At 55.4% G+C, this 14,307-nt stretch carries 9 protein-coding genes; 4 read left to right on the top strand and 5 right to left on the bottom strand.

The genetic code is table 11. The features are described from left to right. Nucleotides 1–3 precede the first annotated feature (3 nt). The 3 genes from ACR0JR_RS05680 to ACR0JR_RS05670 form a co-directional block, all read right to left on the bottom strand. Nucleotides 4–1,569 carry an ABC transporter substrate-binding protein gene (locus ACR0JR_RS05680; protein ID WP_480455363.1) on the bottom strand — a complete coding sequence of 522 codons (1,566 nt, stop codon included), beginning with the start codon at nt 1,567–1,569 and terminating at the stop codon, nt 4–6. A 149-nt stretch (nt 1,570–1,718) separates the two neighbouring features. Then, nucleotides 1,719–3,299, bottom strand: a complete 1,581-nt coding sequence (locus tag ACR0JR_RS05675; RefSeq protein WP_480455362.1) for an ABC transporter substrate-binding protein — start codon at nt 3,297–3,299, stop codon at nt 1,719–1,721. A gap of 209 nt (nt 3,300–3,508) precedes the next feature. Beyond that, nucleotides 3,509–5,815 (bottom strand): Tex family protein, encoded by a 2,307-nt coding sequence (locus tag ACR0JR_RS05670; protein WP_480455361.1) that lies wholly within the window; start codon nt 5,813–5,815, stop codon nt 3,509–3,511. A gap of 169 nt (nt 5,816–5,984) precedes the next feature. On the opposite strand from ACR0JR_RS05670, the gene ACR0JR_RS05665 reads away from it, so the two are divergent. From ACR0JR_RS05665 to ACR0JR_RS05650, 4 genes are all read left to right on the top strand, one after another. Further along, entirely contained in the window at nt 5,985–7,451 is a 1,467-nt protein-coding gene (locus ACR0JR_RS05665; protein WP_480455360.1) for a DUF4153 domain-containing protein, read from the top strand. Beyond that, a complete protein-coding gene (locus ACR0JR_RS05660; protein ID WP_480455358.1) occupies nt 7,429–8,106 on the top strand; it encodes a response regulator transcription factor in 678 nt (225 codons plus the stop codon). The genes ACR0JR_RS05665 and ACR0JR_RS05660 overlap by 23 nt, the downstream gene beginning before the upstream one ends. Further along, nucleotides 8,094–9,059, top strand: a complete 966-nt coding sequence (locus ACR0JR_RS05655) for a sensor histidine kinase (protein WP_480455357.1) — start codon at nt 8,094–8,096, stop codon at nt 9,057–9,059. The genes ACR0JR_RS05660 and ACR0JR_RS05655 overlap by 13 nt, the downstream gene beginning before the upstream one ends. A 211-nt stretch (nt 9,060–9,270) precedes the next feature. Continuing rightward, complete coding sequence (locus ACR0JR_RS05650) at nt 9,271–11,484, top strand: NADP-dependent isocitrate dehydrogenase (RefSeq protein WP_480455356.1); 2,214 nt, start codon at nt 9,271–9,273, stop codon at nt 11,482–11,484. Between the two features lie 388 nt (nt 11,485–11,872). Here the strand turns inward: ACR0JR_RS05650 and ACR0JR_RS05645 are convergent, their stop codons facing one another. Together ACR0JR_RS05645 and ACR0JR_RS05640 are read right to left on the bottom strand one after the other, a co-directional pair. Beyond that, nucleotides 11,873–12,979, bottom strand: a complete 1,107-nt coding sequence (locus ACR0JR_RS05645) for a transporter substrate-binding domain-containing protein (protein WP_170780409.1) — start codon at nt 12,977–12,979, stop codon at nt 11,873–11,875. Between the two features lie 44 nt (nt 12,980–13,023). Beyond that, on the bottom strand, nt 13,024–14,286 hold the full coding sequence (locus ACR0JR_RS05640; protein WP_170780408.1) for a transporter substrate-binding domain-containing protein: 1,263 nt from the start codon (nt 14,284–14,286) through the stop codon (nt 13,024–13,026). Between the last annotated feature and the right edge of the window lie 21 nt (nt 14,287–14,307).

Here is a 14,307-nt window from a genome sequence, read left to right as displayed (position 1 = left end):
TGTTCAGTTCACCGTCACCCAGCGCAGCAGGAAAAAGTTGTCCGGGCGCTGTGTCAGCTCGACATTGCTGCGCGTGCCCCAGACCAACGGTTGAACATACATCGGTACGTAGACCTGTTCGTCCTGATAAATCTGCGTCACCTCATCCAGCATGGCTTGCCGCTTGGTCTGATCCAGCTCGGATTGGATCATCGGTAACAGCTCATCGACCCGCGCATTCGAGAATCCACCGAAGTTCCAGCTGCCCAGCTTTTTCTCTTCGTTTGGAGTGGCGACGAGGAAGCGGACCGGATGTTCAGCGTCAAACGTGCCAGGGCTCCAGCCCAGAAGATACATGTCATAATTGTCCTCACGCAACTCCGGCCAGTAGTTCCGCACAGGCATTGCATCTAACTCGGCCGTTATGCCGATTTGCGCAAGCATGCCAACAACTGCCTGACAGACGGCCTCATCATTCAGATAGCGGTCGTTCGGACATTTCAGGCCAAACGAGAATCCATCTGCATAGCCTGCTTCCGCAAGCAGGGCCTTGGCAGCTTCTACATCAAACGCAGGACGTTCCGCATTGGCGTCGGAAAATCCACTCATCGCCGGGCTGACGAGTTGTGAGGCGGGTTCAGCATTGCCTCGCATGATCGTGGCCAGAATGGCATCCACATTGACGGCTTGTGCAACTGCCTGACGCACACGTGCATCACGGAACGGATTTGGCTTGCCTGCATCGTCGGTGTATTTCAGGGCTTCGGCTTCGTGGTCGAAGCCCAGCATGATCACACGTGCTTCGATGCCCTGAATGACATCAACCTCTGCGTTCTGCTGCAGCCGAGCGACGTCCTGGATTGGTACAGGGTTGATCATGTCCACGTCACCCGAAAGCAAAGCTGCAACGGCAGTCGCCGGGTTCTGGATCGGATTAAATTCAGCACGGGTAATGTTGTGTTCGACATCTCCCCACCAGCCCTCAAATGGTTCCAGCACAGTTTTGAGGCCTGGCTCACGCTCGGTAACTTTAAATGCCCCTGTGCCATTGGCATTGATGGTTGCGTAGTTGCCGGTCTCTTTATCAGGCACCACAGCGTCGTTGGCTTCGGTCCAGCCCTGATCCATGATCATCCAGTTGGCAATCGAAGACGGGAACAGAGGGTTCGGTGCAGTCGTCATGATATCGACGGTGTAGTCATCGACCACAACGACATCACTGACGGGGGCGAACCAACTGCGGGTATCTGCCGCTTCGCCTGATGCGCGTTGATAGCTGAACAGGACATCCTGTGCGTCAAAGCTGCTGCCATCGTGGAATGTTACGCCTTCACGCAGCTTAAACCGCCAACCCTCACCATCTCCAATCGGCTCCCAGCTGACGGCCAGCGCGGGCTCGACACTCATGTCCTTGCCGCGGCGGACCAGACCTTCGTAGACGTTGTTCAGGAACCCAAGTACGGGGGCTGAGTTAACCGCATGGGGGTCCATCGTCTGCGGATCGGTGGTCGAGGCCCATTTGAAATCGGCGGCCTGTGCGGTGCTGGCAAGCAACATGGCCAGGCCAATGGCACTTTTTCTGAAGATCATGGCGAAAACTCCCTGTTATCGCTGAAACAATCCAGCTTTTTGGCCACCACGTAAAGACACTCTCGGTTTGAGATCACAGTCCCGTTACCTGCGGTGCAAACAAGAACAGGGCGCGAAAACGCGCCCTGATCAACATCCAAATGGATGGTTTAGTTCATCTCGAAGTATTTGATCTTCGGTGAATCTTCCGGTTCAACGATGGTGCCGACACCCGATTTCATACCCCAGTTCAATACCTGGTGGTGGATCGGGATATACAGCTGCTCGTCCTGAACAACTTGCCAGATGTCTCCGATCTGCTGATCGCGCGCGGGCAGATCGGTTTCCGAGGCCAGGGCTACGATCTTGGCATCCAAATCAGGGTTGGAGTACCGCGTGCCGTTCCAAGAGCCATACTTCTCACCCTTCGAGTGCACCAAGAAGTTGAAGATGTATTCCGAGTCATATGTCGGAACACCCCAACCCAGCATGTAGAAGTCTGTCTCCAGATTGTTGATCAGCGGGAAGTGCTGCGCCTTCGGTTTGGCGTCTAGGTTCACGGTGACCCCGATCTGGGCCAGCATGCCAACCGCCGCCTGACAGATTGCCTCATCATTGATGTAGCGATCATTCGGGCAGTTCAGGGTCAGCGAGAATCCATCAGGATAGCCCGCTTCGGCCATCAGCGCCTTGGCCCCTTCGATATCGGTTGAAGAAGATGCGTCCATATCTGCGTCCCAACCATTCACAAACGGAGGTGAGATCATGCCTGCAGGAGCAGACTGGCCACGCATCACGACCTGTTTGATCGCATCACGATTGATCGCTTTCGACATCGCCTGACGAACTCGGACATCAGCCAGCGGATTTTTACCATCCACATTGTCCGAGGTCAGATCGGCGTCACCCATGTTCATACCAAAGAAGATCACCCGGTTCTGTGGTGCTGTCCGTACATCCAGCCCATCAGTTCCGGCGACACGCTCAAGATCCTGCACCGGCACGTCCTGAATGAAATCCACTTCACCCGACAACAAGGCGGCGACGCGTGTCGCGGCGTTCTGGATTGGGGTGTAGACGATCTCGGTCACTTGAAGCGGGAATTCATCCTTGCCCCAGTAGTTCTCGTTGGCAGTCAGAACGGTTTTCACGTCCGGTTCGCGGCTAACCAGCTTGTAAGGTCCGGTGCCATTGGCATTCTTAGCTGCAAAGGTATCCTCACCGCCTTCATAGTCCTGCACCTTGACGGCATTGTTTGCCTCAGCCCAATCCTTGTCCATCATGAACATGTTGGTCAGGTTGTTGGGCATGATCGGGTTTGGGCCATCAGTTTCGATTTCAACCGTGAACTTGTCGGGTGCACGCACCTCTTTCACCGAAGCAAGCAGTTCCTTGTAATCGGAATCCGGCGTCATGGCGCGGTTTAGCGAGAATACAACGTCATCGCTGTCAAACTCGGCCCCATCGTGAAACGTGACGCCTTCGCGCAGTTTAAATACCCAGACGTTCGGGTTGTCTTCGGACGGCGCCCATTCAGTTGCCAGAGAGGGTACTAGTGCACCGGAATGATCACGCATCACCAGAGTTTCCATGATCTGGTGCGCCATGGCCGAAGTTGGACCCTCGTTCTGCGCGTGCGGGTCCAGCGTCAGTGCATCACCGGCACGCGCCCAACGCAGCGTTTCCGCCGAAGCACCCGCCGCGATAATCGCTGTTGCGCTGGCGGCAAGCATCAGAGTTTTGAATGACATAAGTCGTCTCCCCATTTTTTGTTGTGACCGCATTTTCATGCGGTTGGCCGAATTTGTCGGCCATCATGGATCAGCATCATCCAGATCATCGCCCGAGTTGCAACACCCGAATGTTAGCGCCCCATTTTGTCCTCGGCTCTGCTGGGGATCAGTTGACTGGTATGCCGTGAGGAACACGCCGCCTAGTTGCCTTGTGCAGGGGTTGCAACCTAACGTTTGTTGAAGGCGTCTCTGAGGGCGTCACCAAAAGCACCATTCTGGGTGCACTGGCCCCCATGTCCGCGCCGCTGTTCCCCCGGCTTGACTGGTCGCGCGGGTTTGCCCTTGCCACGAAGCGCATTGTCCTCACGGGCAGAAGCTCCACCATCCTTCCGCATGGTCAACCCAATGCGTTTACGAGGTACGTCGACCTCAACCACCCTGACTTTGACAACCTGCCCTGTCTTAACCACTTCATGCGGATCTTTTACGAACCGATCGGCCAGTTGGCTGACATGAACCAACCCGTCCTGATGCACACCGATGTCAACAAATGCGCCGAAGGCGGCCACATTGGTAACGGTACCTTCTAAAACCATGCCAGGTTTCAGGTCTGTGATCTCTTCAACACCATCGGTAAAGGATGCGGTTTTGAAACTTGGCCGGGGGTCTCGGCCTGGCTTTTCAAGTTCGGTGAATATGTCTCGCACCGTGGGTAAACCGAAATTGTCGTTCACAAACTGTTCGGCGCGCAGGCCTTTCAAGGCACCGTCGTGCCCCATGATCTGGCGAATATCGCGCCCGCAGGCCGCTACCACCCGACGGGCGACATCATAGGCTTCGGGGTGAACCGAAGACGCATCCAAAGGTTCTGATCCATCCCGGATACGCAAGAATCCTGCACATTGCTCGAAGGCGCGCGGGCCAAGGCGGGCCACCTTCAACAAATCCTGACGAGACGCGAAGGCACCGTGGATATCCCGATGGCTTACGATCGCATCAGCCAAACCCGGGCCAAGACCTGAGACATGTGAGAGAAGCGGTGCCGATGCAGTGTTTAGGTCCACACCCACTGCGTTCACCACATCTTCGATCACTGATTCCAGCGATTGCGACAAACGGTGCTGATCGACATCATGCTGGTACTGACCAACCCCGATGCTTTTTGGCTCAATCTTGACCAGTTCGGCCAGCGGGTCTTGCAGGCGGCGTGCGATCGAAACCGCCCCACGCAGCGAAACGTCAAGATCAGGAAATTCACGCGCAGCAAGTTCGGAGGCGGAGTAGACTGAAGCTCCGGCTTCGGACACAACGACCTTGGTGGGCGCTTTAACCGTGTTGGGCAACAGCGACAACGTGTCTGCCACCAAACGTTCGGTCTCGCGGCTGGCTGTGCCGTTGCCAATGGCAATAAGCTCGATCTTATGGGCGGCGATGAGTTTCAGGATCGCAGCTTGCGCACCTCGCAGGTCGTTCTTGGGCTGAAAAGGATAGAGTGTATCCGTTGCAACCACCTTGCCGGTTGCATCCACTACGGCTGCCTTGATCCCAGTGCGTATGCCGGGATCCAACCCCAGCGTCGGGCGTGCGCCTGCCGGAGCTGCAAACAACAGGTCTTTGAGGTTGCGCGAAAACACCTGGATTGCCTCGTCCTGCGCGCGGCTGCGCAGGTCAGCCATCAACTCGACCATCATCGACAGCGACAGCTTGACCCGCCATGTCCAGCCCGCGACCTTGCGCAGCCATTTATCTCCCGGCGTATCACCGCGAGTGTTCAGATGAGCCGCCACCATGGCCTCGGCCCGTGCAGCCCCTGCCTCGGGTTCCGGCGCGATATCGAGTGTTACGATACCTTCCTTTGAGGCACGCAACATTGCGAGCGCCCGATGCGATGGGGTCTTCGACCAAAGCTCCGAGTGATCGAAGTAATCACTGAACTTAGCGCCCTCCTGTTCTTTTCCCTCGACAACTTTCGCACTCAGCAGCGCTTCGCGTTGCATGAAGTTGCGCAGTTCTCCCAACAGTACAGCGTTCTCGGTCAGTCGTTCCGTGATGATGTCACGTGCGCCATTCAGGGCGTCTCTGGCCGTGGGAATGGCCTCATTCAGATACTTCTCGGCCAAGCCCTCTGGCTCCGCTAAACGGTCAGTCAGAATGGCATCGGCCAGCGGTTCCAAGCCATTCTCACGGGCAATCATCGCCTTGGTCCGACGCTTCGGCTTGTAGGGAAGATAAATGTCTTCCAGTTGCGCCTTGGTCTCGGCCTGGACAATCGATTTCACCAAATTATCCGTCAGTTTCCCCTGATCTTTGATCGAGGCCAGAATCGTCTCGCGTCGGGCCTCAAGATCGCGCAGATAAGTTAAGCGGTCGGACAGAGTGCGCAGTTGTGTATCGTCCAAGCCACCCGTCACTTCCTTCCGATAGCGGGCGACAAAGGGCACGGTCGCTCCTTCGTCCAACAATCGAACGGCGGCCCCAACCTGTTCAGGACGTGCTTTGATTTCGGTGGCGATGGTGCGGGCGATACGGTCCAAAGGGGTCTCCTGACTTACGGTTGGAAAACCGTCTTAGCCAGCTAAAGGTGCAAGGGAAAGAGGACTTGATCTGGGAAAAAACGTCTCTGCACAAAATCTGCACGACCGCTGCGCGGTGATCTGCACCCAAGTGGGCCAAATAGGGCCAGCATAAACAAGGAGCAGTAATATGGGACAGTTCATCGTGCGCGGTGTTCCTGCGTCGGTTTTACAGGATAGTTGGTGGCTTGACGCCGCTTACAAGAATCCGAGCAAACAAGATGGCACAACGGGACCAGGTAATCGCGATGCCACCGTCGGATTGGTCATTCTGGTTGCACTAGCAGATGTATTGTTTTTCGAACATGCGCCCGGCATTTCTTTAGCGGCCTATACGCTCGCGGTTGCCGGAGTTGTTTGGGTATTGCTGGGCCGCCGTGCTGGTATGACGGGACCGGCAGTGCTTTTGGTCCTCAGCATATTGCCGGTCGTGGAATATGTTCAGGCCTTGTCCTTGGCCTTCTTGCTGGGCGGATCGACCGTGGCGTTATGTTGGGCCGTGTCGGGGCAATGTCAGGGGACCTCGGTGCGCCGATTTCTGTCCCAATATCCTTTGCTGTCGATCAGACAAGGGCTTGAGGCGGCTAAATACAGTCATTCTGTATCTAAGGACCAAAGGATAGCGCATCGCATTTTGCGTGAGTGGAGCTTTCCTGTTGGTGGGGCTTTGGTTCTGGCCTCTCTGATAATATCAGCCAATCCAGTCTTATCGGAATGGAGTGATCGGATATGGCGTTTTGATCTGCGCTTCGATCGGCTGTTGTTTTGGTTCGGAGTCGCAATACTCATCTGGCCGATCCTCGCGGTTGTCCGACAACCAGAATTGCTATCCCCGCGGTTAGGACCCAAGCAGAGGCGCGGCTTTCCAGCGTTTGGCGTGAACGCACAGTCTGTTGCCAACGCACTGATCACATTCAACATGCTTCTGGCGATCCAAACCGGTATGGATGTCGTGTATCTGTGGGGTAGCGCGGAACTTCCCAAAGGGATGAGCTATGCGGAATATGCGCATCGCGGCGCCTATCCGTTGCTGGCAACGGCCTTGCTTGCAGGTGCGTTTGCGCTGGTTGCACGGCCTTTTTTGAACGAGAGGTCAGGGCTGACAAGATGGATGATGTTATGGCTTGCGCAGAACGTGCTGCTGGTGATCGCTTCCATGATGCGCTTATCGCTATATGTGGAATCCTACGGGTTGACCTACCTACGGGTTCACGCTGCGATCTGGATGGTGCTTGTTGTAGTGGGATTGAGCCTGACCGGATGGCAAATTCTGAAAGGCAAATCGAACCGGTGGCTAATGGTCCGATCAACAGCTTTGGGGATTATCGTGCTCTATGCGTGCTGTTTTGTAAATTTCGCCGCATTGATTGCCCGCTGGAATATTGAGCATCCGGTTCGGTTTGATTTCTACTACGCATGCCAGCTCAATCATATGGCTGCGGCCGAATTAATGAAAGACAGCCGACTGCGGGATTGCGCAACCCCTCCGGTCATCGACAATTGGAGGAATTGGGGCTTTCGCGCAGATCGGGTGATCCGTAATCTGAACGCCGAAACATTGCCGGAGAAGGTTGATGAAAATCCTCGTCGTGGATGATGATCCGCGCCTGCGCGAGTTGGTTTCGATCACGCTCGAGCGGGCAGGCTATCAGACGGTCACAGCGCGAGACGGTCAGATGGCGCTGACCCATGCGATACGGGAAGCGCCTGATCTGGTTGTGCTGGACGTCGGCTTGCCCGAGCTTGACGGACTTGAGGTCTGTCGTCGCCTGCGGGCGCGTTCTGACGTACCGATCCTGTTCCTGACCGCACGCGATGATGAGATAGACCGAATTTTGGGTCTTGAACTGGGGGCCGACGATTACGTCACCAAACCTTTCAGCCCGCGCGAACTGGTTGCGCGGATCAAAGCCATCCTCAAACGCAGTACCGCAGAAGGCTCGACCAAGAATCTTCGGCATGGCCCTGTAGAGTTGGATGTTTCCGGCCATTCGGTTTGGGTTGATGGGTCTATACTCGCGTTGACCGCAACCGAGTTGTCAATCCTGCGCCGATTGATGCAAACACCCGAGGCTATAGTCTCGCGCCCTCAATTGATCGATGCGATCTATGGCGCAGGTAGCGCCGTAGCCGACCGCACACTGGACAGTCATCTAAGGAATCTTCGCCGCAAGCTTGGGGATCAAGGCTGGATCGGGGCCATCGAGACCGTGCACGGAATCGGGTTACGGATGGGCACATGGCCGGGTTAAGGCGCAAGTGGCGTCCTTCATTGGGATTTGTTCTTGGCGGAGGTCTGGCAGGTACGCTCGTTTTGTCTCTGCTGGGTCTGATCGCTTTGCGCTACCTTGGACCTGAAATCGGGTTTCGCAATGCTGCAGGCCTTCTGGCGGTCCTGATCGGCTGCGCGACCGGAGTGCTTGGGTATCTAATGGTCCGGCTATTACTACGACCGATTTCGGCGCTCGCTTCTTATTCAAGTGCGGTGGAACAGGGTCAGCCCGCCGAGCCACCTGATCACTTTGGAACGCAGGAACTGTCTCGCCTCGCCGGTTCGGTGCTGAGTATGGCAGATACTTTACAACGGCGCGAAGCTTCGATCCGTGGGTTTGCAGATCACGTCACGCATGAGCTGAAAACCCCGGTCACAGCAATCCGCGCTGCAGGAGAGTTATTGACGGAAGCCGATGCACTTACAGATCAGGATCGCACATTGTTACGCCAGATACTGGGCGCAAGCGATCAAATGCAAATGCAGCTTGCCGCCTTGAATCGTGTTGCCCAGGCAAGGGTGCCTGAACACCATGGAACATCCACGATCGCTGGACTTGCCCACAAAATGCGTACGTCATTTCCCGAACTGGATATCAGCGTTGAAGGGTGCGAGCGGACCCTTCCTCTTGCCTCTTCTGGCCTGTGGATTGTGTTGAACCAACTGTTAGACAATGCCCGCCGACACGGGGCAGGGCGGGTGGCCCTGACGGCGGAAGCCGAACGGTTGATAATTCAGGATGATGGACCTGGCATATCCGATTGGAACCGGGATCATATCTTCAATCCGTTCTTCACCACAGCCCGCGAACGGGGAGGGACCGGTATGGGATTGACTATCGTCGCTAATCTGATGAACGCGCATGGCGGGCATATTGCGCTGATCCCTTCCGATAGAGGTACGCAGTTTGAAATCCGTTTCCCGGATGAGTGAAAAATAGGCATCAGCAAAAGGCATTAAGGCCCGTGTCAATTTGCGCCTCTGTATTCGATTGATCCTAAGCCAATCCTCATTTATTGGAGGCCCTGTCAAATCAGAGTCACCCGTGGGGCCGTCGTGTCCCGTTACGGCTCGGTGCCAAAACTACAGCGGCACATACTCTTGGATCGCACGCCCCAGAAAGGCTTAAAAAAGGTAAGGGAATATGGCAGAAAAATCGAACTTCGACGTATTGTATACCATTGTAGACGAAGCGCCTGAACTGGCGAGCGCCTCGTTCCTGCCCATCATCCGCAAGTTTGCATCAGCCGCTGGTGTCAGCGTCGGTACCAAAGACATTTCGCTTGCCGGGCGTATTATCGCGACCTTCCCCGAGAACCTGACAGACGAACAACGCATCACTGATGACCTAGCTGCATTGGGCGAGTTGGTGAAAACTCCAGATGCAAATGTGATCAAACTGCCGAACATCTCGGCCTCGGTACCGCAATTGGTGGCTGCCATCGAAGAGCTGCAGTCGCAGGGCTACAACATTCCAAACTATCCTGAAGAGCCTTCGACAGATGAAGAAAAGGCAATCCGCGCGCGGTATGACGCCATCAAAGGATCAGCTGTGAACCCTGTGCTACGGGAAGGCAACAGCGACCGCCGTGCTGCACGTGCCGTAAAGAATTATGCGCAGAAAAACCCGCATTTGATGGGGGAATGGAACGCTGACAGCAAGACCAAAGTTTCGTCGATGTCAGGCAACGACTTTTACGCCAACGAGAAATCGGCAACTATCACGGCAGCGCAGGCTGGCGATGCAAAGATTGAATTCGTCGGTAAAGACGGCGGGGTAACAGTTCTGAAAGACGGATGGCCGCTGGCTGAAGGTACCGTGGCGGATGCAACTTTTATGTCGGTCAAGGTTCTGTCCTCCTTCCTTGTAGATGCCATCGAAGATACCAAGAAAGACGGGACCATGTTCTCGCTGCACATGAAGGCTACGATGATGAAGGTCAGCGACCCGATTATCTTCGGCTATGCAGTCAGGGCGTGGCTCGCACCGGTTTTCGAAAAATTCGGAGCAGAGCTGGAGGCGTTAGGTGTAAATCCGAACTCAGGGCTCGGCGATCTGCTTGATCGGGTTCAGGGCAACGCGGAAATCGTAGCTGCAATCGACGCGATCAAAGGAGATCGCCCTTCGATGTACATGGTGGACTCTGATCGCGGCATCACCAACCTGCATGTGCCGTCAGATGTGATCATTGACGCGTCGATGCCCGCCGTGATCCGCGCAGGCGGCAAAGGTTGGGACGAAGCTGGTGCCAAGGGCGATACCAACTGCGTGATCCCTGACCGTTGCTATGCACCGGTGTATGATGAGGCCATCAAATTTTTCAAATCCAATGGCGCATTGAACCCAGCCACCGCTGGTGCCGTCGCCAACGTTGGACTGATGGCGCAGAAAGCCGAGGAATACGGATCGCACCCGACGACGTTCGAAGCACCCGCAGATGGAACCATCCGTATCGTGCTGGCCAATGGCGAAACGCTGCATGAGCATGCAGTTGAAAAGGGTGACATCTGGCGCGCCTGTACCGTCAAGAAAGCTCCGATCGAGAACTGGATCCAACTGGCGATGGACCGTCAGCGCCTGACTGGTTCCGAGGCCATCTTCTGGCTAGATGCCAACCGCGCCCATGACGCCGAGCTAATCAAATACGTTAAACCGGCGCTTGAGGCCGCAGGCGTGGCTGACAAGTTCCTGATCATGACCCCACGCGAGGCGACCCGCCAATCGCTGGAAACCATCACGGCAGGCAAGGACAGCATCGCCATCACTGGCAACGTGTTGCGGGACTACCTGACCGATCTGTTCCCAATTCTGGAGCTCGGTACGTCAGCCAAGATGCTGTCGATTGTTAAATTGATGAATGGCGGTGGTCTGTTTGAGACCGGCGCGGGCGGTTCGGCTCCGAAGCACGTGCAGCAGTTGGTCGAAGAAAACCACCTGCGCTGGGACTCAATGGGGGAGTTCTGTGCACTCGGAGAGTCTCTGAACTTCCTGGCAGACAGTAAGGGCAACGCCAAAGCGGGCGTGCTGGGTGCGGCTGCCGAAGCGGCGACACAGGGCATTCTGGACAACAACAAGTCGCCCAGTCGTAAGGTTGGTCAGCCGGACAACCGCGATAGCCACTATTGGTTCGCCCGCTACTGGGCCGATGCTCTGGCTGCGCAATCCGATGATGCTGATCTTGCCGCCGAGTTTGGACCGCTTGCAAAAGAACTGGCAGACAAGGAAGAACAGATTCTGGCAGAGCTGGCAGCGGCCCAAGGCGCTCCTGCGGATTTGGGTGGTTATTATCACACCGATCCCGCCAAAGCGGCAGCCGTGATGCGGCCAAGTGCGACGTTGAACGCGCTTATTGATTAAGCGCGGTTCAGGCACCGATGCCCAAAAAATCTACCGGCCCCATTGCGGGCCGGTTCTTTGTTTCCAGAATAAGAAAAGGGCCGACCCCCATAGCCAGCCCTTTTCTGAGTGAGTGGTGGGGCTATCGCCTCACCGGTGCAGTTGAGTTAATCCTACGCTTATTACTCGCGCTGAATATTGGGGGATTCCCGTAGGAAGCTGCTTTTTATTAGCAAAAAGTGTTTTTTGTTAGCATTATGTCTGCGCTTTAAGCCCAATACACTGTTTTCGACCCGTGATTCTTCGCCTTGTGGTTCTTGCGCTCTACTACTCTCTTTCGTCAGTAATGACCTGATAAAAAAAAGGCCGGTCAGAAGACCGGCCCAAAATGGTCGTATCGACCGAGGGATTAGTTGGATGCCGCGTTTAGCTTTTCGTTCTGTTCGCGCAGCGTGTCCGAGATAATCGCATACCATTCGCCGGATTCACGCATCTCAATCAGACCCTTGTTCATCATCGCAATGTATTCGCGTGCGAACGGGTTGGTGCGATGTGCGAGGAAACTCATCGACGACAGAGTGGATACATACGGGTTTTCAACGATGTCAGCCGAAGTCAAACCCATGTCTTTCATTGTCGATGCGAACAGGTCGACCTCGAACGCGGCCACATCTGCGGTTCCGGTCAATACCGCATCAAGGCAATCTCGGGCCGAATTGGGCTGAACAACCGTTGTATTCTCGCGATTCAGCCCTTGTTCTTCCAGCACCACCATGCTCCAGCCTGCCATACGGCAAACGGTCGAGCCCTCAAGGTCGGAGAAATCTGTCGCCTTTGCGTATTCGCTTTCAGGCAAAGTGAAGAAGCCACCGACGATGTCATATACCGGAACAGAAGCGACAAATTGGGTGCAGCGGGCTTCGGTCTCTGCAGACCACTCATAAGAGCGGTTGGTACAATCCGGTACAGTCCACGCGATCGAAATATCAAACGCACCCAATGGCAACAGTGTGTCCAGATGCGAACTCCAGTCATCTACAAAGCTGACCGAGAAGTCGCGGCTGTTGCCTGCACGCTGGAGGCTTGTTGTAGCTAGTCGGGTCATGATGCCGCCGCCGCTCAGGTCTTCTGTTGTGAACGGTTCCCAACCGTTGCCTGCGACCATCTTGATCGGCGGTGCATAAACGTTCGAGCGTTTGACACTCGCTGCACGCTTTTCTTCAGCAGCAATCAGTTCTTGCGCGCTCTGGCCGTTTGGCAGGCTGCCATCCTCACAGGGCAAAGCCAGAACCAAGCCATTTTCAAGCGAACCTGGATTGGTGATCGCGTTGCGGTTCGCGTTGAATATCGGCTGATAGTTCGAGGTTCCATAGGCGGCGATGGCAATGGTTGCCAGTGTGTCACCATCCTGAACGGTATAGTTAGAGCAGGCCTCTTGTGCGGCGGCTGCGCCTGCGCTCAGGGCGGTGAGGGCTGTTGCCGACAGTACTGCTTTCTTCAGTTTCTTGTTAAACATGTCCACTTCCTCCAGACTTTTGTTTTGTCAGGCCTTCGGGGGCCTTAGCCATTTTCCATTTGATAGCGCAGTGCCGTTGATACGATGTCGCGCCACTCGCCAGATTGCTGCATGATCGCCAGACCCTGGTTGAGCGTCTCAAGGACGGCTTCCCCATCTGGATTATCTTTGTGGGTCATGACGTTAAGCGACTTGATTGCCGCCAGGTTGGGGTTTTCGATGATCTGATGCTCATAGCCGAGCCGTCCAATTGCCTCGACCGCCAAATGGGCTTCGATTGCGACAATATCGGCGGTGCCATCCATGACCGCATGGAAACAATCATCCGGCGATACTGGCCGCATCAGGGTGATCGCCGGCTCATAGAGACCAACCGCATCCATATGTGACAACGACCAGCCTTCTGGTCGACAGATCGTGGCGCCTGCGAAATCCGAATAGGTCAGAGTCTGTTCATAACCCGACCCGCCCTTCGCAAAGAAGGTATCTACAACTTCGTAGAACGGGTTCGAGAAGTTATAGGTTTCGCACCGAGTACGGTCCTTTTCAGACAGACCATCCGCCGCTTCGCAATTTGGACGCGACCAAGGGAAGGTGGCATCAAAGGCAAGGGTTGGCATCAGAAGATCGAGATGCGAAGACCAGTCATTCACGAACTGAATTTTATACGGCTGTTCGGGCGCGGCTCGCAGCATCGCTGTTTCCACGAGGTTTGTATAAAGCCCACGATTTGGTAAAGCCTCGTCCGTGAACGGAGCATAGTTGCCACCTGTGATCATCAAGATCTGACGGTCACGAACTTCCGGGCGCTCGCCACCCTTTGCGTCTCGGATCAGCGCTGCACCTTCGGCACGAGCGGCTTCGATTTCTTTCAAAGCCGCCTCTTTTGCAGCAACTACCGCATCTTGGCTTGCTTTTTGCGCTTCTGCCTCAGCAGCAGCCACGCGTGCCTCTGCTTCGGCAATGGCTTTTTCAGCGCGCTCTTCCGCTGCTTTAACTAATTCCGCCGCCATTTCCGCCGCTATACGACCAGCCTCGGTATCAGGAACCAGAGCTTCACGCCCCAAATCCTCCAGACAGGGAAATGTCAAAATATCACCGACACGAATGATATTTGGGTTCGAGCCAATTACATCGCGGTTTGCATCGTATATTGGCCGATAGTCTTCGGTCGCATACACCGCGATCGCCAATTCCCGTAGGCTATCGCCGCGTTGGATCTCGTAGGTTGAACATGCCTCTTGCGCCGAAGCCGTCCCTGTTGCGGCTGCTAGAGCGAGGCCGGATATGATAAGATGGTTTCTCATTTTTTCCTGTTTCTCTGCCTA

The organism is Ruegeria sp. AA3 (assembly GCF_056542905.1).
Note: the sequence above shows the minus strand (reverse complement) of the source record. Positions and strands in the feature narration are given on the sequence as shown.

What these genes read in the sequence shown, in the direction of transcription:
- ACR0JR_RS05680 (WP_480455363.1), bottom strand. Translation starts at nt 1,569, where the DNA reads ATGATCTTCAGAAAAAGTGCCATTGGCCTGGCCATGTTGCTTGCCAGC.
- ACR0JR_RS05675 (WP_480455362.1), bottom strand. Translation starts at nt 3,299, where the DNA reads ATGTCATTCAAAACTCTGATGCTTGCCGCCAGCGCAACAGCGATTATC.
- ACR0JR_RS05665 (WP_480455360.1), top strand. Translation starts at nt 5,985, where the DNA reads ATGGGACAGTTCATCGTGCGCGGTGTTCCTGCGTCGGTTTTACAGGAT.
- ACR0JR_RS05660 (WP_480455358.1), top strand. Translation starts at nt 7,429, where the DNA reads ATGAAAATCCTCGTCGTGGATGATGATCCGCGCCTGCGCGAGTTGGTT.
- ACR0JR_RS05655 (WP_480455357.1), top strand. Translation starts at nt 8,094, where the DNA reads ATGGCCGGGTTAAGGCGCAAGTGGCGTCCTTCATTGGGATTTGTTCTT.
- ACR0JR_RS05650 (WP_480455356.1), top strand. Translation starts at nt 9,271, where the DNA reads ATGGCAGAAAAATCGAACTTCGACGTATTGTATACCATTGTAGACGAA.
- ACR0JR_RS05645 (WP_170780409.1), bottom strand. Translation starts at nt 12,979, where the DNA reads ATGTTTAACAAGAAACTGAAGAAAGCAGTACTGTCGGCAACAGCCCTC.
- ACR0JR_RS05640 (WP_170780408.1), bottom strand. Translation starts at nt 14,286, where the DNA reads ATGAGAAACCATCTTATCATATCCGGCCTCGCTCTAGCAGCCGCAACA.